Source organism: Cellulosimicrobium sp. CpK407 (assembly GCF_051844275.1).
Classification (GTDB): domain Bacteria; phylum Actinomycetota; class Actinomycetes; order Actinomycetales; family Cellulomonadaceae; genus Cellulosimicrobium; species Cellulosimicrobium cellulans_G.
In genome coordinates this window covers 55104-74913 of sequence record NZ_JBGNYC010000020.1, presented here as the reverse complement: position 1 = coordinate 74913, position 19810 = coordinate 55104, and the positions used below count along the sequence as shown (strand labels likewise).

The 19810-nt window shown below is 72.7% G+C and carries 16 protein-coding genes; 3 read left to right on the top strand and 13 right to left on the bottom strand.

Annotated elements, in window-relative coordinates; genetic code table 11:
• Positions 1-84: 84 nt before the first annotated feature.
• The gene (locus ABWU78_RS10890) at positions 85-633 is read right to left on the bottom strand and encodes a DsbA family protein (RefSeq protein ID WP_439158351.1); all 549 of its coding nucleotides are present in this window, start codon (positions 631-633) and stop codon (positions 85-87) included.
• 148 nt (positions 634-781) lie between these two features.
• On the bottom strand, positions 782-1912 hold the full coding sequence (locus ABWU78_RS10885; RefSeq protein ID WP_353707914.1) for a DUF2235 domain-containing protein: 1131 nt from the start codon (positions 1910-1912) through the stop codon (positions 782-784).
• Between the two features lie 147 nt (positions 1913-2059).
• Between ABWU78_RS10885 and ABWU78_RS10880 the strand changes: the two genes are divergently transcribed.
• The gene (locus ABWU78_RS10880; RefSeq protein WP_353707913.1) at positions 2060-3178 is read left to right on the top strand and encodes a M15 family metallopeptidase; all 1119 of its coding nucleotides are present in this window, start codon (positions 2060-2062) and stop codon (positions 3176-3178) included.
• A 42-nt stretch (positions 3179-3220) separates the two neighbouring features.
• Here ABWU78_RS10880 and ABWU78_RS10875 read toward each other — a convergent pair whose 3' ends face one another.
• From ABWU78_RS10875 to ABWU78_RS10865, 3 genes are all read right to left on the bottom strand, one after another.
• Complete coding sequence (locus ABWU78_RS10875) at positions 3221-3481, bottom strand: acylphosphatase (protein ID WP_353707912.1); 261 nt, start codon at positions 3479-3481, stop codon at positions 3221-3223.
• Positions 3478-3954 carry a dsRBD fold-containing protein gene (locus ABWU78_RS10870; protein WP_253050958.1) on the bottom strand — a complete coding sequence of 159 codons (477 nt, stop codon included), beginning with the start codon at positions 3952-3954 and terminating at the stop codon, positions 3478-3480. Before ABWU78_RS10870 ends, ABWU78_RS10875 begins: the two co-directional genes overlap by 4 nt.
• 75 nt (positions 3955-4029) lie before the next feature.
• Positions 4030-6033, bottom strand: coding sequence for a thioredoxin domain-containing protein (locus tag ABWU78_RS10865; RefSeq protein ID WP_439158350.1), 2004 nt, complete (start codon positions 6031-6033; stop codon positions 4030-4032).
• 97 nt (positions 6034-6130) lie between these two features.
• Here ABWU78_RS10865 and ABWU78_RS10860 point away from each other — a divergent pair, with 97 nt between their 5' ends.
• A complete protein-coding gene (locus tag ABWU78_RS10860) occupies positions 6131-8320 on the top strand; it encodes a serine/threonine-protein kinase (protein ID WP_439158349.1) in 2190 nt (729 codons plus the stop codon).
• 171 nt (positions 8321-8491) lie between these two features.
• Here the strand turns inward: ABWU78_RS10860 and ABWU78_RS10855 are convergent, their stop codons facing one another.
• The 4 genes from ABWU78_RS10855 to ABWU78_RS10840 form a co-directional block, all read right to left on the bottom strand.
• Positions 8492-9049 carry a hemerythrin domain-containing protein gene (locus ABWU78_RS10855; protein WP_439158354.1) on the bottom strand — a complete coding sequence of 186 codons (558 nt, stop codon included), beginning with the start codon at positions 9047-9049 and terminating at the stop codon, positions 8492-8494.
• Positions 9050-9343: 294 nt separating this feature from the next.
• The gene (locus ABWU78_RS10850; RefSeq protein WP_439158348.1) at positions 9344-10147 is read right to left on the bottom strand and encodes an amino acid ABC transporter ATP-binding protein; all 804 of its coding nucleotides are present in this window, start codon (positions 10145-10147) and stop codon (positions 9344-9346) included.
• On the bottom strand, positions 10144-11073 hold the full coding sequence (locus tag ABWU78_RS10845; RefSeq protein WP_439158347.1) for an amino acid ABC transporter permease: 930 nt from the start codon (positions 11071-11073) through the stop codon (positions 10144-10146). The genes ABWU78_RS10850 and ABWU78_RS10845 overlap by 4 nt, the downstream gene beginning before the upstream one ends.
• A gap of 7 nt (positions 11074-11080) precedes the next feature.
• The gene (locus ABWU78_RS10840) at positions 11081-11962 is read right to left on the bottom strand and encodes an ABC transporter substrate-binding protein (RefSeq protein ID WP_439158346.1); all 882 of its coding nucleotides are present in this window, start codon (positions 11960-11962) and stop codon (positions 11081-11083) included.
• A gap of 665 nt (positions 11963-12627) precedes the next feature.
• Between ABWU78_RS10840 and ABWU78_RS10835 the strand changes: the two genes are divergently transcribed.
• A complete protein-coding gene (locus ABWU78_RS10835; protein WP_439158345.1) occupies positions 12628-12852 on the top strand; it encodes a helix-turn-helix domain-containing protein in 225 nt (74 codons plus the stop codon).
• A gap of 99 nt (positions 12853-12951) precedes the next feature.
• Here ABWU78_RS10835 and ABWU78_RS10830 read toward each other — a convergent pair whose 3' ends face one another.
• The 4 genes from ABWU78_RS10830 to ABWU78_RS10815 are packed head-to-tail and all read right to left on the bottom strand — an operon-like array spanning position 12952 to position 19722.
• Complete coding sequence (locus ABWU78_RS10830) at positions 12952-14124, bottom strand: Wadjet anti-phage system protein JetD domain-containing protein (protein ID WP_439158344.1); 1173 nt, start codon at positions 14122-14124, stop codon at positions 12952-12954.
• Positions 14121-17504: an ATP-binding protein gene (locus ABWU78_RS10825; RefSeq protein ID WP_439158343.1), complete on the bottom strand. Its 3384-nt coding sequence runs from the start codon at positions 17502-17504 to the stop codon at positions 14121-14123. The genes ABWU78_RS10830 and ABWU78_RS10825 overlap by 4 nt, the downstream gene beginning before the upstream one ends.
• Entirely contained in the window at positions 17501-18241 is a 741-nt protein-coding gene (locus tag ABWU78_RS10820) for a DUF4194 domain-containing protein (protein ID WP_439158342.1), read from the bottom strand. The genes ABWU78_RS10825 and ABWU78_RS10820 overlap by 4 nt, the downstream gene beginning before the upstream one ends.
• Positions 18238-19722, bottom strand: a complete 1485-nt coding sequence (locus tag ABWU78_RS10815) for a DUF3375 family protein (protein ID WP_439158341.1) — start codon at positions 19720-19722, stop codon at positions 18238-18240. Before ABWU78_RS10815 ends, ABWU78_RS10820 begins: the two co-directional genes overlap by 4 nt.
• Between the last annotated feature and the right edge of the window lie 88 nt (positions 19723-19810).

Below are 19810 nucleotides of genomic sequence, written 5' to 3'. Positions count from 1 at the left end.
ATCGGGCACGAAACCAGGCCTCTACCTGGGCTGACCACGCCTCTACCTCGGCCTACCAGGGCTCTACCTCGCGCAACCCTGGCTCTACCTCGGCGGGGCGGTGGCCTCGATCGCGGTGCGGAGGCCGTCGGCGGTGACGCGGCCGCGGTAGCGGACGCCGTTGACGAACAAGGTCGGGGTGCCTTGGACTCCCAGGGTGAGGGCGTCGGCGTAGTCGCGCTGCACGGGCGCGGCGTACTGCTGGGCGGCGTCCCCCACGACCGAGGCGCCGTCGAGGCCGAGCTCCTCGGCCCGGTCGGCGAGGACGGCCTCGCCGAGCTGGTCCTGGTGCTCGAACAGCGCGGCCTGCATCTCCCAGAACCGGCCCTGCGCCGCAGCGGCCTCGACCGCGAGCGCCGCGGAGAGCGCGTGCGGGTGGATCTCGAAGAGCGGGAAGTGCCGGAACACGAGGCGCACCTCGCCGCCCGACGACTCGACGACCTGCCGCAGCACGGGCGCGGCGGCGGCGCAGTACGGGCACTCCAGGTCGCCGAACTCGACGATCGTCACGGGCGCGTCCGGGTCGCCGAGCACGTGCGCGTCGGCGGGGACGAGCTGCTCGGCCGGGACGGGTGCTGCGGTCTGCTCGCTCACGCCGCCCAGCATGGCACGGGGCGGGCGCGTCGCACCCGGCGAGCGGACGGCGTCGTCCCCGCACCCCGGGCAGCCGCGGCGGTGCGTCCACGTCCGGGCCGTCGCCGATCAGCGATCGCCCGTCGACCGTGCGTGTCCGGTCGTTCCGTCACGCGAGGACGAGCGGCCGGTCCTCCCGGGCGCCGCCGGGGACCGGCTCGACCAGGCGGTCCAGGCCCGGCCCGGCGCTCTCGCGCCACCACGTGACGTTCCGGGCGTGGCGGGCGTACTCGGAGTCGGGGTCCGCCGTGAGGTACGCCGCGGTCTGGGCGAGGTACACGGCGTCGACGGTGTCCGGCGGGGTCGGGACACCGGCGAGCACGCGTCGGTCGCCGCGGAAGCGCGGGCGCGGGTGCAGGCGCTTGAGGAGGTTGAGCGCACCGAAGAGCAGGCCGGGGCGGAACCGGCACACGAACTCGTCCTCGTGGTGGAGCTGGGCGAACAGCCGGTGCTCGTCGAACGTGAGCCCGCGCGCGATCGCCTCGCCGACCATCCACAGGAGCGCGGTGTCGGAGAGCGCGCGGGCGCGGGCCCCGCCGCCGACGTCGCTGTGCCCGCCGGGGAACCACACCTGCTTGACCCGGGCGGCCATGGAGACGGGGACGTCCCAGAGGCACGGCTCGAACGTGATGCGGCGGTCGTCGATCGCGAGGGCCTGCCGGGCGCACTCGACGTCGGTCGACAGGCGCAGGTCGTGGAACCGGCTGCGCCGGCGCGACAGCCCGGGGACCCCGAGCGCGCCGACGGTGTCGAACACCCCGAGGAACGCGACGGGGACGTGGTCGTGGCAGTGCTGGGCGCGGAAGGCCGCGGCCTGCTCCGCCCGCTGGGCGGCGTCGCGCACGCGGTAGATCCGTTCGGCGTCGCACAGGTGGTCGCGCGCGAGGGAGTCCTGGGTGAGCAGCCCGACGGTCGCGACCATGCCGACGACGCTGCGGGCGGTGTACGCGCCGCGGCTGAACCCGAACACGTAGATCTCGTCGCCGGGCTCGTAGTTGAGCGCGAGATGGCGGTAGCCGGCGACGACGTTGCGCGTCAGCCCATACCCGAAGGCCCCGCCGAGCAGGCGGTCGACGAGGTAGCCCTGCGCCCCGACCCCCTCGACGGAGAACACCATCTGCTGGACGCCGTCCGGTCCGATGCCGGTGCGGACCGAGCGCGCGATCTTCTCGATGTTCGACACGCTCGCGTTCACCGGCGAGTTCCACGTGCCGTCGCAGCACAGCACCAGCCGCTTCATGGCCCCTCCCCACCTCGCCCCGGCACCGTCGCCGGGGACACCATCTGGGGAGGGTCCGGCGGGGATCGTGATACTTCGGTGAGCGTGTCCCCGCACACCCGGCGAACGGTCCGGGGGCACCCGCGGGGTGGCGTAGGTTCTGGCGGTGTGACCGTCACGAGCACCCCACCCTCCACCGGCCCCTCGGGCTACCCGACCGGGCGGGAGCGGCGGCATGCCCGGGGGACGGGTCGGCGCCGCGGCGTGTGGGTCGCGGTCGTCGTGACGCTGGCGCTCCTCCTCGGTGCCGCCGGCGGCGGGCTGGTCTGGTACCGGGGGTCGACCTACGACGACCTGGCCGCGCAGGCCACCACGGCGCAGACCCTGCTCACGACGTCCGACGGGAAGGTCGCCGACCCCGCGGTCCGGGACGCCCTCGCGGTCGAGGTCGACGACACGCGCGCCCTGCTCGGGGCGTCGTTCGTCGACCGGATGACGACCGGCACGACGGGCGCGACCGCGTCCCTGGAGCAGGCGTCGCAGGCCGTGCACGCCTCGATGCTGGAGCACGCGCGGGCCCAGGTCGAGGCGGCCCGCACGAGCCTCGCGCCCGTCCAGGAGCAGGGCGAGAAGATCTACGCCGCCACGGAGGGCCTGGGCGCCGACGAGGCGGTGCGCGCCCGGCTCCGGGAGGCGCTCGACGCGGCCGCGGCGACGGCGGAGACCGCCGGGGCGGGTGCGGCCGCCGACGACCTCGCCGCCCTGGAGCAGGCCGTGCTCGACCTGGAGGCCGACCTGGCGTCCGTCGCCACGTCGACCGAGGAGATGTCGACCGCGCAGGACGCCGTCTCCTGCCCCGCGCCGGACCAGGTGTGGGACCCCGACGGCGGACGCGTGCCGGACTCCGCCCTGGCCGCGATCCCGTGGTCGCCGTCGGACCGCGTGCGGGCCGACGTGCTCGACGGCCTCGTCGCGCTCGACGCGGCGTACCTCGAGCGGTTCGGCGTGCACCTGACGATCAACTCCTCCTACCGCACGTACGAGGAGCAGGCGGGCCTCTACGACCCGTCGTCGCCGATCGCCGCGCCGCCCGGCTGCTCCAACCACGGTCTGGGGTTCGCCGTCGACCTGGGCGGCGGCGTCCAGGCGTTCGGCACACCTCAGTACGAGTGGCTCAAGCAGAACGCCGAGGCCTTCGGCTGGACGCACCCCGACTTCGCCGAGCCGGACGGCCGCGTGCCCGAGCCGTGGCACTGGGAGTCGGTCCTGGCCCGCGCGGACTCCTGAGCGGTCGCCCGACCCGCGCCCGCGTCGGTCCGCGCGACGGCGTCACCCCTCGCGCGCGTCGACGTCGACCCGGGTGACGTGCCCCGGCGTCGTACCGTCGCGCAGCCACGCCACGAGCCGGTCGACGGCGTCCCGCGGCCCGGTGGCGACGACCTCCACCGTGCCGTCGGGACGGTTCGTCGCCGCCCCGTCGAGGCCCAGCACGGTGAGCCGCTCGCGCGTCGCCCAGCGGAACCCGACGCCCTGCACGCGCCCGTGCACGACGGCTCGCAGGGCGACCGGCGCGTCGGGTGCCGCCGTCACAGGTGCACGTGCGCCGGGACGCCCGTCGACGACTCGATGTCGGACTCGGCGTCGTCCAGCAGCCGGTCCGCGAGCCGCCGCAGCGCGCGCCCGACGGCGATCTCGTCACCGATGAGCGGGACGTCCAGGTCGTGCGGGTCCCGCCGCGCGCGCCCGACCGTCCGCACGTGACCGGGCACCTCCGCGACCAGCACGGCCTCCGCCGTCGTGCGACCTTCCGACTCGACGACGCTCACCTGCACGCGCCACACCTTGGTCGAGCCGGCCCCGCTCCCGGCCTCCGCGCCGGGCACGTGCTCGACGTAGCTGTCCGACCCCGGGTAGACGAGCGTGCGCTCCCCCGTGTCGGTCCACTCGACGAGGTACGGGGGCGACCCGTCCTCGTGCCGCAGCTCGACCACCACCCCGTCGCGCACCGCTCCGCCGACGACCCCCGAGGCGGTCACGATCCTGTCCCCGACCGATGCCCTCATGGCTCCTCCTCGTGCCGCACCGCTCTTCCATCATGCGACCGCGGTGGGACCCCTGCACCCCCGGGGAGCCGGACGTCAGCCGCCGAGCTGGGCCCGCAGCGCGTCGGGGTCCGACGCCGGGAGCCGGCACACGAAGTCGGCGCACAGGTACGCGCCCGGTCCGCGGCCGGCGAGGAGCCCGACGCCGTCGACCGCGAGCGCCGCGGCGTCGCCGGGCGTCGCGCCGAGGAGCAGCGCGCCCGGGTGGTACCAGTCCCGCGCGACCTGCCGGAACGCCTCGCGGAGCTCCGGGTCCGCGACGAGCACGAGCTGGTGGGGCGGCTCGGCGAGCCCGACGGCGACGCGCAGCACCCCGGCCGCGCCGAGCGGGTGCTCGCTCGCCGTCGGCGACGCGGCGACGTGCGCGCGGGCGGCGTCCCGGTAGCGGGGCTCGCCCGTCGCGAGGTGGGCGAGCAGCGCGGCCCGCGCGGCGGCCGTCGTGCCGGACGGCACCGCGCCCTCCGACGCGTCCGCGGCGGCGCCCGCCGCGAGCCCGCGGCCGGTGAGCACGGGGTCGGTGCCCTGCGGGGCCCGCAGCTCGCCGTCCGCGCCGAGGGTCGCGTCGACGAGGCGCACGCCCTCGCGCACGTACCGGGCCTCTCCCGTCAGGCCGCCGAGGACGAGGAGCGCGGTCGCGAGCGCGCCGTGGTCCTCGAGCGTCGCGACGGCGCCCGACGCGACGCCCCCCTCCGAGGCCCGCACGAGCGTCCCGTCGGACCGCACGTGCGTCGCGAGGAGCCGGTCGGCGGCGGCGCGCGCCGCGTCGGTGAGGTCGGGCAGGTCGAGGTGGTGGCCGGCGCGCGCGAGCGCCTCGATCGCGAGACCGTTCCAGCCGGTGAGCACCTTGGTGTCGAGCCGGGGCGGCTCGTGCCGCGCCCGCTCGGCGGGCGGGAGCAGGTAGTAGCCACCCTCGACGCGCTCGCCGTCGACGACGGACTCGGAGTCCTGCGCGCTCGCGAACGCGCCGTCGGCGAGGCGCAGCACGCGCAGCAGGAAGCGCCCGACGTCGGCCGCGACCCGCGCGGTGCCCTCGCCCGGGTCCGGCGTCCCGGGAGCGGGCGCGGGCGTGCGGAGCGGGCCGTCCACCGGCCCGGTGCGCCGGAGCACGGCGAGCGTCGTCGCGGCCGAGAGGAGCTGGGCGTTGTCGTAGAGCATCCGCTCGTAGTGCGGCTCCGACCAGTCGGGCCGGGTCGCGTACCGGAAGAACCCGCCGTCGACGTCGCGCAGCGGGCTCGACGCCATGGCATCGAGCGTGCGGCCGGCGAGGACGAGGGCGCGCCGCGCGACCTCGGGGTCCACGACGGACGACGCCGCCAGGTCGAGCAGGAGCTCGAGCGTCGGCGCGACGGGGAACTTCGGCGCGCCGCCGAACCCGCCGTGCACGCGGTCCTCCGCGGCCTCGAGCCGGTCGACGACCGTCCGCGCATGGTCGGCGAGCCGGCCGACCGGTCCGTCGTCGGTCCCGGAGGGTGCGCCGGGCTCCCCCGGAGCGGCGACCGTCGTCGCCGCGGCGCGCGGCACCCCCGTCCGCCGCCCCGCGGCCGCGTCCCGGAGCGCGGCGCGGATCGTCTCCCCCGTCTCGACGGCCTGGTCGCGCCGCAGCTCCCACGCCTGCGCGACGGCGTCGAGCACGTCCCGGAACGCGGGCCGCCCCGCCACGGGGACCGGCGGCCAGTAGGTGCCCGCGTAGAACGGGGCGCCGTCCGGCGTCGTGAACACGGTGAGCGGCCAGCCGAGGTCCGACGTGAACGCGCTCGCGGCGGCGAGGAGGCTCGCGTCGACGTCGGGGTGCTCCTCCCGGTCGACCTTCACCGCCACGAAGCCGCGCGCGAGCTGGGCGCCGACCGCGGGGTCGGAGAAGCTCTCGCGCGCCATGACGTGGCACCAGTGGCACGTCGCGTACCCGACCGACACCATGACCGGCACGTCGCGGCGCCGCGCCTCCTCGAACGCCTCGGCGCCCCACGGGTACCAGTCGACGGGGTTGTCGGCGTGCTGACGCAGGTACGGGCTCACGGCGTCGGCGAGGCGGTTGACCATGCGCCCCAGCCTGCCAGGTGGCGGCGCCGCGGCGAGCGGAGTCCAGAACGGGTTTGTCTGCTACGTCCAGGACGTGCGCGCTTGTAACGTTGCGCCCATGCCCGGCCCCGAGCAGTCCGTCCTCCCGGCGGCGACCGACGACGACACCCACCCGAGCCCGCCGTCGCCCGCGCCGCTGCCCCGGCGACCCGTCCGGCAGGTGCCGGCGAGCGGCGACCGCCGGGGCCCGTTCACCCTCGGCGAGGTGCTCGGGCACGGCGGGTTCGCGCACGTCTACCGTGCCACGGACGCGGGCGGCGCGGAGGTGGCCGTGAAGGTGCTCACGGGCCTGCAGGAGGGCTCGCGCGAGCGCTTCACGCAGGAGGCGCGCCTGCTGGAGGCCGTGGGCGGACGCGGCTTCCCCGCGTTCGTGCGCTCGGGTCTGGACGACGACCAGCCGTGGTTCGCCATGGAGCTGGTACCGGGCACCACGCTGCGCGAGCAGGTCCGCGCGTCGGGCCCGCTGGACGGGCGGCAGACGCTGCGGCTGGCCTCGCAGGTCGCGGAGGCGCTGCTCGTGCTGCAGGAGCAGCACTGCGTGCACCGCGACCTGAAGCCCGCCAACATCATGGTCGACGGCGACCGCGCGGTCCTCATCGACCTCGGCATCGCCAAGCTGTTCGACACCGCGACGTCCACCCAGCCCGTCGGGACGCTCGCGTATATGGCGCCGGAGCTGTTCGCCCGGCGCGTGCACCCCCGCTCGGACGTCTACGCGCTCGGGCTGCTGCTGATCTTCGCGAGCACGGGCGTCGTGCCGGCGGACCTGAACTTCCTCGGCCGCGACCTCGAGGCCGAGGACCTCGTGCGCGAGGTGCCGGACGACCTCGTCGGGGTGCCGGCCGGGATGGAGCTCGCCCCGTCCCCGGCCGAGCTGCCCGAGATCGACCCCCACCTGCAGGACCTGATCCTGTCGATGACGCGGTACCAGCCGAACCACCGTCCCGCGCTCGAGAGCGTCGCCGCGGTGCTCCGCGCCCGGCTCGCCGGGCAGGTCGCCGACGACACCCTGCTCCTCACGCAGCGGATCGTGGCGGACGGCGCCACCGCGGCCGAGCGGGCGCTCGGCCCCGTCGCCGGGCTGTCCGCCGCGACCGGAGCACCCGTCCGGCCCGGGCCGCCCGCGGAGGACGCGCCGACCGGGACCGACGCCGTCGTGGGTCGGACCCGGGAGCCGTGGCACGCCCTCGTGTACGACGCCACGCTCATGAGCGTGCTCGCCGAGGTGCACGGCGACGGGTTCGACGGCGCGGCCTCGGAGGTCATCGCCGACCACGTGGCGAGCATCGGGGCGCACGTCGCCGACGGGCGGACCCCCGCCGAGCTCAAGGACTGGCTCTGGCAGGCGATGCAGTGGCAGGCCGCCACCCCTCCTGCCGGGCACCCGGACACCCTGCGCGGGTGGCGGGCGTACCGTCGCCCGCCGCACGTGACGCCGGCCCGGCCCGCGCCCGTGGTCCGCGTCGCCCGGCTGCGCACCGACGAGCCCGACGGCGTCCCGGGGCGCGGCGCGGCGGGCGGACGTGCTTGGCCGGTAGCCGTCCGGCGGGTCCCCACGCTGGGCCGACCGCCGTCGGGGGCGGCCCCCGCCGAGCCTGCGCCCGCGGCCGTCGCGGGGACCCGGGTGATGGACTCCCCCGACCTCGTCGCCACGCAGGTCGGGCGCCCGGTCCCACCGTCGGTCCCGCCGCGCCGGAGCCCGGTCCAGCACCTGGGTCCCACACCGCGGTCGGCTCGGCCGCGCATCACGGGCGCGGCCGTCACGAGCGCCCCGGCCCCGCCGCCCTCCGTCGCGCAGCAGACCGATCCCGCGTTCCCCGCGTCGCCGCAGCAGCCCGCGGCACCGACGGCCGGGGCGTCGTCACGCTCCAGAGCGTCGTCGCGGTCGGCAGCGTCCTCGCGGTCCGCGGCGTCGTCGCCCGTGGCCCGGTCCCGGATCGGGGGCGCGCTCCTGCGCGCGCTGCCGCGCCTGCTCGCGGTCCTGGCCGTGCTGCGCACGCTGTGGCTCGTGCCCGACGGCGCTGCCCGGCAGAGCGCGCCGCTCATCCCCCTGCCCCCGCAGCTCCTGGAGACCCTGCGCGTCTCGGTCGACCTGGCCCCGCTCGTCGACGGCCCCGTGCTCGCCCTGGCGGCGCTCGCGGTGGCCGTGGTGCTGCGCGTCGCCGGGCGGCGGACGTGGGTCTGGCCGTACGCGCTCCTCGCGTCCGCGTCCGTCGTCGCCACGGCGGTGCTCGTCCTGCGCGGCTGAGCAGCCGTCGCGAGACGGCCGGTACCAGGCGGCCGTCGGGCCGCCGTCGGGCCGCCGTCTGGCCGCCGTCGGGCTGGTGTCAGGCCAGCGTCGGGCTGGCGTCAGGCCGGCGTCGGGCTGGCGTCAGGCCGGCGTCGGGCGGCACCGCGCGGTGCCGCCCGACCGTGCCCGTCAGAGCGGACCGAGCACGTCGTCGCGCGACGCCACGAGGTCGAGCGCGGCGAGGACGCCGCCGAGCGCGCGCTCCTCGTACCGGAAGTGCGACTCCATGATCGCGCCCACGCCGTCGAGGTGACGCCCGACGGCGTCGCGCGACGCCTCAGGGTCCGTCGTCCGGTCGAGCGCGTGCTCGAGGTCGGCGACGAGGTACGCGATCATCCCGTGGTCCTGGCGCAGGCGCCGCAGCACGTCGGCCAGGTCGGGATGGCGACGCTCCAGCTCGGGGAAGAGCACGGCGTCCTCAGCGGTGTGGTGCCGGGTGAGCGCGGTGCAGAACCCCCGGCACCACACGAGCAGGTCCGTGGCGGGCGCCGGGTCGTGCCCGGCCCCCTGCGCCCCGCCGTCCCGTGCCGGGCGGTCGTGCGCTGCGACCCTCGTCCCGGCGCCGGGTCGCGCCCCAGGGGGCGGGTCTGCTCCGGGTCGCCGAGAGCCAGGCGGTTCGTCCGCCTCGGCTGCCGCCTCGCGCACCAGCGCCAACGCGCGCCTCAGCCGCCCGTGCACCGTCTGCATCTCGTCGTACCAGGCCACGAGCCTGGTCTTCTCGCCCTCACTCACCGGTGAGGAACGAGGAAAGGGTCCGTGCCGTCACGGCTCCCCCTTCCGGGTTCGGCGCCTCCATGCCTGACGTGGTCCGCCACCAGCACGCGACGCTGCGCGCGACCCTACCAGCCGCCCGCAGGGTCGCCCTGCCCGGGCGCACTGGTCGACGAGAACGACACCACGCGCCGTCGAACACGACCTGAAGGCCGCGAAGACGCTCAGAACGACCCTCATGTCGTGTTCGGCGGCCCCGGGGGGGACGGGTCATGCGTGGAGGCGGCGGAGGAATGTGCGGGTGCGCTCGCGCTGTGGGTCGCCGAGCACCTGATCCGGGGTGCCGCGCTCGTGGACGCGGCCCTCGTGGAGGAAGCAGACCTCGTCGGCGACGCGGCGGGCGAAGCCCATCTCGTGCGTCGCGACGACCATCGTGCGCCCCTCCCCCCGCAGCTCGGCGAGGAGGTCGAGCACCTCGCCGACGAGCTCGGGGTCGAGCGCCGAGGTCACCTCGTCGAGCAGGAGGAGCTCCGGCCCGTTGACGAGGGCGCGCGCGATCGCGGCCCGCTGCTGCTCGCCGCCCGAGAGCTGGTCGGGGTACGCCCTCACCTTGTGCCCCAGGCCGACCCGGCCCAGCATCTCGACGGCCGCCGCCTCCGCCTCCGCGCGCGCCCGCCGGTGCACGAGGCGCGGCGCGAGCGTCACGTTGTCGAGCACCGTGAGGTGCGGGAAGAGGTTGTAGGCCTGGAAGACCATGCCCATGCGCGCCCGGACCCGGTTGGCGTCGAGGCGCGGGTCGGCGACGTCCTCGCCGTCGAGCAGGATCTGGCCGTCATCGACCTCGTCGAGGAGGTTGACCACGCGCAGGAGCGTGGACTTGCCCGAGCCGGAGGACCCCACCAGCACGACGCACCGGTGCGCGTCGACGTCGAGGTCGATGCCGTCGAGCACCACACGCCGCCCGCCCGGGACGCCCGCGGCGGGGAAGGTCTTGCGGACCCCGCGGAGCGACAGCAGGTGGTCCGGGCCCGCGTCCTGGCGGGTCGCGGCGGGCGGCCGGACGGATGCGCTCATCGGATGTCCCCCGCCCCGCTCACGGTCGCGAGCGACCGGCCCCAGCCGCGGCGCGCCTGGTACGCGTCGACCGCCCGCGTCAGCGGGAACGACACGAGGAAGAACAGGATCCCCGCGACGACGTACGGCGTGAAGTTGTAGCTCCCCGTCGTGGCGATCTGCGCCGCGCGGATCGCGTCGACCGCGCCGAGCACCGAGATGAGGCCCGAGTCCTTCTGCAGCGAGACGAGGTTGTTCGCGAGCGGCGCGGTGACGTTGCGCACGGCCTGCGGCAGCACGACGCGGCGGGTCGTCTGCGCGCGGGTGAGGCCGAGCGAGCGCGCGGCCGCGACCTGCGACGGGTGCACCGACTCGATGCCCGCACGGAACACCTCGGCGAGGTAGGCGGTGTAGGTGAGGACGATCGCGAGCGCCCCGAGGAACGCGCCCGACGTCGGCAGCCACTCCAGCCGCAGCGCGGGCAGCCCGAAGCCCACGAGCAGCAGGACGAGCAGGAGCGGCACCCCGCGGAACAGGTCGACGTAGCCGATCGCGAACGCGCGCAGCGGGAAGAGCGCAGGGATGCGGCTCGTGCGCGCGATCGCCAGCCCGAGCCCCAGCAGCGTGCCGACGACGCCCGCGACGACCCACACGCGCAGGTTGAGCCACAGCCCTTCGAGGATCGCGGGCAGCGACGCCCACGCCATCGCCGGGTCGAAGAACGCGGTCCGCGCGCGCTCCCAGCCGGGCGCGTTGACGACGACGAGCACGACCGCCGCGACGACGAGCACCGTGCTCGCGAGCGCCACGAGGAGCGAGCGGCGGCGCTGGGCGCGCCGGAACGCCGCGCGGTCGAGCGCGAGCGGCGACGGCGTCCACGCGACCCCCGGGCCGCCGTCGGGCGTCCCGGCCCGCCCGGGCGGGCGCGCGTCGTCGGGCACGGTCACGGCCGGGTCACTCGAGGACGGGGATGTCGTCCGACTTGAGCCACGTCGTGCGCAGCTCGGCGAGCGTGCCGTCGGCCTCGAGCTCGTCCACGGCCTGGGTCACGCAGTCGGTCAGCGCGGAGTCGAGGTCGAGCACGAGCCCGTACTGCTCGACGACGCCCTGGTCCGGCAGCGTGCCGATGACCACGGAGTCCGGGAAGTACTCGGTCGAGGCCGCGACGCCCTGGTCGACGTCCATGACCATCGCGTCGATCGTGCCGGACTGGAGCGCCTGCATGCCGTCGCCCGCCGCGTTGTACGGCGAGATGTCCGCGTCTTCGCCCCACGCGGCCTCCGCGAGCGTGAGGCTCGTCTGCGCGGCCGTCACGCCGATGCGCGCGCCGTCGAGCTCGGCGAGCGTCGTCGCGCCCGCGTAGGGGCCGTCCTCCATGACGATGACGCCCTGGCGCGTCGTGAGGTACGGGCTGGAGAAGTCGACGGCCTGCTTGCGCTCGTCGGTGATCGACGTCTGGTAGGCGGCGACGTCGAACGGCTTCACGGCCGGGCTGATGATCTGCTCGAACGTCACGGTCTCCCAGACGACGTCGTCGGCCGAGTAGCCGAGGCGGTCCGCGACCGCGTAGATCAGCGCCGACTCGAAGCCCTCGCCCGAGTCGTGCTCGCCGATGTACCACGGCGCGTACGCCTCGCCCGCGCCGACGGTCAGCACGCCGTCGGTGAGCGTCGGGAGCGCGCCGGGCTCGCACTGCGCGGCGTCGCCCGAGGCGCTGCCGCTCGGGCTCGCGGCGTCGCCGCCGTCGGAGCCTCCCGAGGAACAGGCCGTCAGCGCGAGCGCGGCGACCGCCGTGACGGCGGTGAGGACGGCGGGACGGGGACGCAGACGGCGCATGGTGACCTTCCGGGTGTCGGGCGCCCTGGGGAGTCGTGGGCGCCGGCCACTGACGATAACGCCGGGCCGTGGGCCGTGGCTTCCCCCGGCCGCCCCGCGGCGGGGTGGGTCGCGTCACAGGCGACGTGGCGTCGGCGCGGACCGCGGCACGACGGACGGACCCGTGCGCACAACGAAGGCCCTCGATCATCAGATCGAGGGCCTTCGCCTTCTGAGTAGCGGGGGCAGGATTTGAACCTGCGACCTCTGGGTTATTTGAGGTGCTATATCCGCATAGGCCCTGTGAAGCCAGAATCGGCCCTGAACGCTCTCACATATGGAGGCCCCGCGCCGGTCACCCGCCACTTTTTCAACGTTGTCGGCGCGAGACCGATGTAGACGGCCGCCTCTGCTGTGGGCAGGGCAGCCCGCATCCCGCTGCCCGACGCCCCGTCCCCAGCCGGGAACTGACGCGACGGACGGCTGACACTCTCCGCGTCACTCACTCACCTCCACAGTCAGTCCAACGACAGAGCGACGGTGGAACATCTGTCGGCGGAGACGCACCTCAATGCCCCGGGCAGAGTCTCACGGCCGCGGCGCTCGCCTGCAGTCGAACTGCGCGACGAGCAGATGTGACTCATAGTCCGTGGACCCTTAGTCATCACAACGGTTCGCTTGACGACATGAGCGCTCCGGATCATCGCCAGGCATTTGGCGACCGGGTGCGGCAGTTGCGCCTGGATCGCGGATGGGCCTCGCAGGAGGCGTTCGCTCACCATGTGGGTCTCGACCGCACGTACGTGAGCGCCATTGAGAGGGGCCGGCGAAACCCGACCCTCGACGTGATCGTCAAGCTAGGCCGAGGACTCGACGCACACCCTGCCGACCTACTGGCGACCATCAAGTAGACCGGACCGTACCCAGGGCGGAGACGGGCAGTCGACCTCCCGCTCAGACGCGCATTTTCCGGCTGGTCGTGACCGCCTTGCCCGCGCCGCGTTGCGCACTTATGTAGACGGCCCGCAGATCAGCGCAACGGCTTCGCGCGCGCGGTCGAGCGGGATCCGCTCCTGTTCGATGCGTCGGTGACCGGCGTGGGACGCGTCGAGCACGCGCAGGTAGACCTCGCGCTCGCCCGCATGCAGAGTTTCGACCAACTTGGGCGTATCGGGCATCAGTGGCTTCCCGTGCTGGTCGTGGTCGGTGCCGAACTGTTCGAACTCGTCGTAAGTCGCCGGATCCATGAGGATCGAGTCGATGTCACGACCGAAGTCGGCACGGTAGCCGTCGAGAATCTCGTAGCCGTCCTTGTCGATGTCGCCCCAGTACACGACGACCGGTGCATCGCGGATCCAGGGGAAGGCCGCCGGAGTCTTTCCGCCCTTGCCCACACCCTCGACGGCGATCCCCCGGGCGAGAGCCGGGAAGTGGATCGCCGTGTCCTTGTTCTCCGAGATGACGACGACCTGGGGTGCGTACGCCGGCGTGACGCTGTCCCCGACCGTCGCCGAGTCGTGGACACGTCCGCCGGCGGCCCGGTGCTCGGGGTCGAGGTAGGTGAAGTGGATGCGAGCAGGGTGGGCGGGGAGAAGCCCGAGGTCATCGAGCCCTGTGAGAGCGAGCACGCTGGCACGGTGGTTCTGCAGCCACTTCGCGTGGACACCGGGAAGGGGCACCTGGCGCGGCGTGACCCCGAGGCTGACCCGTGCAGGGTCGTCGCGATACCACTGGGCGACTGTAAGGAGCAGCTTGAAGTCGACCGCGGAGTAGCCGTCCACGAGCCGGAGCACGCGCCCCATGTCGGGGACGCGTGGGAAGCGCCCGACCAGGACGGCGCACCGAGCGCGGGCACGCTGCAGCCGTTCCGGCCACTGCTCGCCGACGATGGCGGCCGCCTGGTCGATCGACTCGACGTGGACGTGGGTGGGAACGCTCTGCGTGCTCCCTCCCTTGGCCTGCCGCCTCTCATAATCGAGGACGATGCCATTGCTTCGCGCCCAGTCCTGCCACACGACGGTCTGTGCGTGAACGGCCGCGTAGTCGGACTTCAGGTCGGCGGTGGTGGGGCGTCCAAGGGGGAAGGCGTGCGGGAAGGCGCTCGTGTCCCCCACGACGTGCTCGTGCCAGCGGTTTGTCAGCCGTCGGCGGACGTCTCCAACGACGGTCTCCGGTGTCTTCATACCTCGCCCTCGTCGTCGACCAGCTCATGGACGAATGAGTAGCCCTTCGCACTCTTGGTGACCTCCAGGACGAGGTCCATGTAGGGCTCGAGACCGGTGACCTTGTCGAACGGTGCGCCGATGATGAGCTGGAACCCGAGGTTCTGCCAGGCGGTGACGGCGCGGCCGGCGAACTCGCTGTCGGCCTTGACGAAGCCCTCGTCGAGGAATACCGGGGCGAACCGAGGGCGGGCGCGCGTCTCGTCGCCGAGCTGGTACCGCAGGGCCGAGCCCACGATAAAGGCGACGAGCTCTTGGGTCTCACCACCGGACTTCTCGCCGAGCGAGTCGTGCATGGCGATCTCCTGCCCGTTCTCGTCGAGCACGACCGCGGTGATGACGACGTGCTGACGAACGTCGAGGTACTTGTCGCGCTTCGACGACGCCTTCGTAGTGCCCTCGGTCACCGCAATGCGGCTCATGAACTCCCGCAGGCGCGCGAACCGGGACTCGAGCTCCTTCTCCGTCAGTTCAAGGGCCAGCCCCGAGGACAGGTCCCGCAGGTCACGGCGGAACTCGCCCAACTCCTGGCTCTGGAGACGGCGGAGGTCGATCTGCAGCACGCCCTTGCCGCCGAACGGCAAGGTCCCCAGGATCCGGTTGATCGGTCGCAGGCGGTCTTCGATGTCGTCCAGCGCCGTGTCGAAGGTCTCGCTGAGCCGCAACAGGTCGTCACTGGACCAGGCGGCGAACTGGCGCTTCCAGGTGTCGCGGCGTTCGTGCAAGCCCTCGGAGCGGATCCGGTCGAGAATCTCGCGGTAGCCGTCGGCCGAGAGCACAGAAACACCGAGATTGGGATCGCGCCACTGCTGCTGGTACGCCTCGAACATGCCCTCCATCGCGTTGGTCGCCGTACGTACAGCGCGTTGCGCGGAGACGGCCTCGTCGCCCAGCCGACGGCGCAGGGCCTTGATGTTCGAGCTGAACGCGTCCAGGTTGGTGATGTCCCAGTTGCTCGCGAACAACGCGTCCAGGTAGGTCTGCTGCGCGTCGGTGACCGTGACCGTCTGTCCGTCCTCGATCGCGTCGATGGCGTCCTGGACGGTGTCTTGGAAGTCGCAGAGGCGACCCCACGTCTTGTCGAGCTCGGTGAGGCGGCTCTCGGCCAGGACCCTGGCGCTGTTCGCCTTGTCGTGCAGCGGCGTTAGCCGCTCTTCCTCAGCCTCCAGGGCGTCGAGGATCTCATTGGCCTCGCGGAGCCGACGGATCTCGACCTCGAGCTCGGCGATGCGCCGGTTGATGCCGAGGTGGTCGATCTCCGACCAGGTCGTGTCCTGGACGAAGACGTGGGCGGCCTTCTGTGCGCGCAGGTCGGTCAGGCGTGCCTGAATCGCCGTGATCCGCCCCCGCACGGCGACGATCTGCGGGTCCAACTCGGCCAGCTGGGTCTCGATGTCGGCGAGTCGGCGCTCGTTGGAGAACCCGATGATGGAGCCGTCGCCGGACTTGCCGTGCGCGCCCTTGTCGCCGTCACGGGTCTGCCCTGCAGGCGTGACACGTGAGCCAGGACCGTCGAGCGACGCGGCGTCGGCCACGCACAGGTGGTCGATGCCAGGGGCCGTGACACGGTCCTGGAGCCAGTGCGAGAAGGGTGAGTCCTTGAACGCGAGCTTGCCCGAGACGTAGGAGGGGTCGCCCCGCCACTCCTCGTGCTCGGCCAAGGTGACCGCCTGGAACCTGATGCGCGGGCGGATCGACACACCATCGATCGCCGAGGAGAGCCGATTGCGCGTGCGGCGGTCGACGAGCACCGTACGCGCGATACCGCCCAGGGTGGTCTCCACGGCCGTGCGCCAGTACTCCTCGTCAGGCAGGACGTCGATGAGCTCGGCGGCGAACGGAAGGTCCTCCATCGGATCGAGACCCGCGGCCTGAGCCATGCGGACGCGGGCGTCGTGCAGGCCCTGCGGGACCGCCCCGGCACGCCCCTGGAGGGACCTCCGCTCATCGAGGAGCTCGCGCTGCCTGGTGGTCAGCGGGGCGAGCTCCTCCTCCCGGACGGTCTCCTCCTCGGCCCGGAGGGCGGTCTCGCGCTCGTCGGAGCCCGCCAGGAACTCCGTCGCAGCGGCCTGCGCCTCGGCGAATTGCTCGGAAGTCTCAGGCACGACGAGGTTGATGGGCTCGGTCCGCGTCTGGAAGCGGATGTTGGCCTGGTAGACCGTCTCGCGGCTGCGCGTGAGGCGATCGATCTCCGTGCGACGCTCCTCGATCGCCGCACCACCATGGGCGTTCTTGTCCTTGGCGATCTGAGCCAGCCGCGCACGGAGATCGGCTTCCTCTGTCTTGGCCGTCTCGAACGCCGTGGTCGTGGAGCTGTGATCACGCCGGTTGTGGGTGACCGCCGTGTCGAGGAGCCCCCGTTCCGTGCGCAGTCGCCAGAGCTGGAAGGGCGACGACCCCGCGTCGTCAGCGCCGAACTGGGCGATGAGCAGCGCCTTGGTCTCCGCGTCGGCAAGGTCGTGCTGCAACCCGGGCAGCCGCTCGAGCGTCTTCACCTTGGCCGCCTCGTCGACCATCTTCGTGTAGGAGGCCTCCAGGTCCGCGAAGTGCGCCAGGGCATCGTCGGCGGCCTGATAGGTGATGGGCTTCTCGAGCACCATCTTCTTGTAGAGACCGTCGACGCGGCTGATCTGCATGCCGGCCTGGACCCGGGCGAGCAGACGCATGGCCTTGCGACCACCGTCTCCGCCGTCACCGATGCCCAGACGCGTGTGGATCGTGCTCTCGAACTCCCCGAAGCTGGTGTGCGTGAGAAGACCGGGGATCGCAGCCTTGAGCGAGCGCTTGTCGAAGTGGGTCGACGCCAGCGCCTCGAGGCGGGTCAGGTCGAGGTAGCCGTCGAAGGTCGCATAGGTCGTGACCACCTCACCGCCGAGCCGTGCCCCGGCCTTGGCGTAGTAGATGCGCGCGACGGTGTAGCGGCGACCGTTGTCGTTGACGAAGGTCCCGGCGATCGCACCCCAGACGGGGCCGCCGTCCCGGCCGCGCAACACCTCATCGCGCATCTCGTGCGAGCCGGCCACCCGGCTCTCGTCCATCTTGCCGCGCAGGTAGCTCAACAGGTTGCGCTGCTCGCTCGACCGCGCACGCCCGCCGCCAGCGTCGTTGGACGCCCCGTTGAACGGCGTGTCCGAGGGCATCATGAGCGCAATGTAGGCGTCGAGCACCGTGCTCTTGCCGGAGCCGCTCGCACCGGAGAGCAGCGTGGAGCCGGTGGAGAAGCGCACCTCGCGACGACCGTGGAACCCGCCCCAGTTGACCATCTGCAGGGCTTCGATGCGCCACTGATCATGGTCGATCACGGAGCCGGGCTGTGTCGAGAACAGCAGGTCGGTCGTCATGCGTCTTCCTCCTCGAGCTCGGCCAGCAGGTCGAGCTCGTCGTCGTTGTCGGTGTCGTTCGTGGCCTCAGCGTTGCCGTCCTCGGCCTCGGTGCCGTTCCGGGTCATGAGCCACGTCCACAGACTCCGCAGCTTCTCGATCGGCAGGAGGACCTCGATGATCGGTGAGATCCGGAACCGGTCGGGGTCCTGAGTCTTGAGCAGCACTCCCGCGGCGGCCAAGCCGTCGATCGCCTTGCGTGCGCGCTTTTCGTCCATTGCGCGGTGGGTGGCGTGCTCAGGGCGCTGGTCGGCCACCTCGTCGAGCAACACCTGGCGATCGACGAAGACCACGTCCTCACCCTCCTGGCGCTGAGCAAAGAAGCGCTGGCGCACGAAGACCATGACGATCGTCTCTTCCTTCGTGTGCGGCATGTCGCGCAGCAACGACGGCAGGGACTCGCCGGTGTCCACCACGGCCGGATACTTGAAAGCGACCTGGTTCTCACGGTCGAGGCGCAGCCGGAAGAAGAGCTCGTTGAGCCGGCTCTCGATGATGTCGGGGTTGTCGAGGAGCACGGCCCACTGCTCGGGGTACCGGTCGGCCGAGATATAGCGCTGCTTCAGCAGTGCATGGAGACACCGACGCTGCTCGGGGTAGAGAGTGCTCGTGTCCCCCTCGAACAGCGCGAGGCTGGTGACGTCGGCAGCGTCGTCCTCGGCATTGCCCTGTGTCTCGTCGGTCAGGCTGTCGGTCACCGTGCGTCTCCCTCGGGCTGCGGGCCGGTCGTCATCAAGGTTGATGTCGGGATCCGGAACCGGCGGACGCTGCCGTCGGGTCGGATGGCGGTGACCTGCTCACGCACAGACGGGACGAACTCGGCGTCCATCTGCGCGAACAGGTGGATGAGTCCGAGAATCTCGACGGGTCTACGCAGATCGGCGGGCAACATGTTGAAGAGCGTTGCGGCGGACTCGAGATCACCCTCGGCGAGCTTCGTCTCGATCTGCTCCCGCAGTCGTTCGAGCGAGGGCCCACCCTGCTGGCGGATCTCGGCCAGCGACAGGGACGCTGGTGCCTCGTTGGAGACGTCCTCAAGAGGTTCCGGCACGCGTTCGCTCGCGGGATCGAAGGTCTTGAGCCGGAGCATCGCCATGTCGAGGTTCTGGGGGATCAGATCGACCTCGACGTGGTCGCGAGGCCGGGCGGACTGCATCCATGTCCGCATCTCACTGTCGATGCCGCGCAGGACGGCCTCAAGCTCCCGGTTCTTGATGTGGTCGTAGTTCTCGATGTGCTCGCGCAGGGTCGCCGAGAGCCGCCGGCGCTGGTCGAGGACGTCGGTCATGCCCCGGCGGATCACGTCGACTGCCGTGCGCAGCTGACGCTGCTCGTCCGGCAGCAGCGTGCCGGCCCAGGGGTGGGCGAGGATCATCCCGAGGTCGGCACGCAGCCGGGTCAGCCAGTCGGGCTTACGGAATAGCTCCAGGGCCCCTTTGAACGCGCGCCCCTCGGGAGTCGCGGTCAGCAGGTCCTCGGACTGCTTGAGGTAGCTGTCGACCACCTCACCGACCGGACTCACCTCCTCGCGAAACCGCTTGGTGATGACGCGGTGCATCTCGCGCACGGCTTCCTCGACACGACGGAAGTCCGAGGGCAGACCGTCGAGTTCGCGCAGCACGTTGGCGAACTGCTCGGTCAGCTCGGCCTCGGAGGACCCGGGCAACTCCGCGCCAGACGCGAGCAAGTCGTAGTCGGCCTGCAGCCGGGCGATCTCCTCGGCCAGACGGCGCTTGCGCTCCTCGCGGTCCGGGTTCGCCGTGAGTGCCGCCTCCGAGACGACACGGCGCATCGTCTCGATGCGGGAGACCGAGACGTTGAGTTGCGTGCGCGTGGCACGGGTAACGTAGTCGAGAGCCTGTTTCGCGTCACCGGTCAGCTGGTAGGTCTCCTCACCGCGGCCCGGGTCACGGAAGAGCCAACGCTCACGCACCCACTGCATCGCCAGGGCCTTCCCGGTGGAGGCCGGGACCGTGTAGCCGCCAGCGCGGAGCTCGTCCAGGAGAGCGTCGACACGAGTATGGAACTGCTCGACCGGGACAGGCTGTCCGTCCTCGGGGAACGCGTTGGAGAACAGGGGCATCGCGACACCTGCGGACTTGCGGTCCAGCAACTTCAGCGTCGGGGTGTTGAGAGCCGCCTCGATGCGCGCAACGTCACCTTCAATGCTGCTTGCCATGCTTCGATCCTTCATTCCAGACCCGGTTCATGGTCAGTCCGTCGTCTGCTTGAGGGTCGCGAGTCCCCCGCCCAGACCGGCGACAGGT

What these genes read in the sequence shown, in the direction of transcription:
- ABWU78_RS10870 (WP_253050958.1), bottom strand. Translation starts at nt 3,954, where the DNA reads ATGAGGGCATCGGTCGGGGACAGGATCGTGACCGCCTCGGGGGTCGTC.
- ABWU78_RS10825 (WP_439158343.1), bottom strand. Translation starts at nt 17,504, where the DNA reads ATGACGACCGACCTGCTGTTCTCGACACAGCCCGGCTCCGTGATCGAC.
- ABWU78_RS10855 (WP_439158354.1), bottom strand. Translation starts at nt 9,049, where the DNA reads ATGCAGACGGTGCACGGGCGGCTGAGGCGCGCGTTGGCGCTGGTGCGC.
- ABWU78_RS10885 (WP_353707914.1), bottom strand. Translation starts at nt 1,912, where the DNA reads ATGAAGCGGCTGGTGCTGTGCTGCGACGGCACGTGGAACTCGCCGGTG.
- ABWU78_RS10830 (WP_439158344.1), bottom strand. Translation starts at nt 14,124, where the DNA reads ATGAAGACACCGGAGACCGTCGTTGGAGACGTCCGCCGACGGCTGACA.
- ABWU78_RS10850 (WP_439158348.1), bottom strand. Translation starts at nt 10,147, where the DNA reads ATGAGCGCATCCGTCCGGCCGCCCGCCGCGACCCGCCAGGACGCGGGC.
- ABWU78_RS10865 (WP_439158350.1), bottom strand. Translation starts at nt 6,033, where the DNA reads ATGGTCAACCGCCTCGCCGACGCCGTGAGCCCGTACCTGCGTCAGCAC.
- ABWU78_RS10835 (WP_439158345.1), top strand. Translation starts at nt 12,628, where the DNA reads ATGAGCGCTCCGGATCATCGCCAGGCATTTGGCGACCGGGTGCGGCAG.
- ABWU78_RS10815 (WP_439158341.1), bottom strand. Translation starts at nt 19,722, where the DNA reads ATGGCAAGCAGCATTGAAGGTGACGTTGCGCGCATCGAGGCGGCTCTC.
- ABWU78_RS10840 (WP_439158346.1), bottom strand. Translation starts at nt 11,962, where the DNA reads ATGCGCCGTCTGCGTCCCCGTCCCGCCGTCCTCACCGCCGTCACGGCG.
- ABWU78_RS10860 (WP_439158349.1), top strand. Translation starts at nt 6,131, where the DNA reads ATGCCCGGCCCCGAGCAGTCCGTCCTCCCGGCGGCGACCGACGACGAC.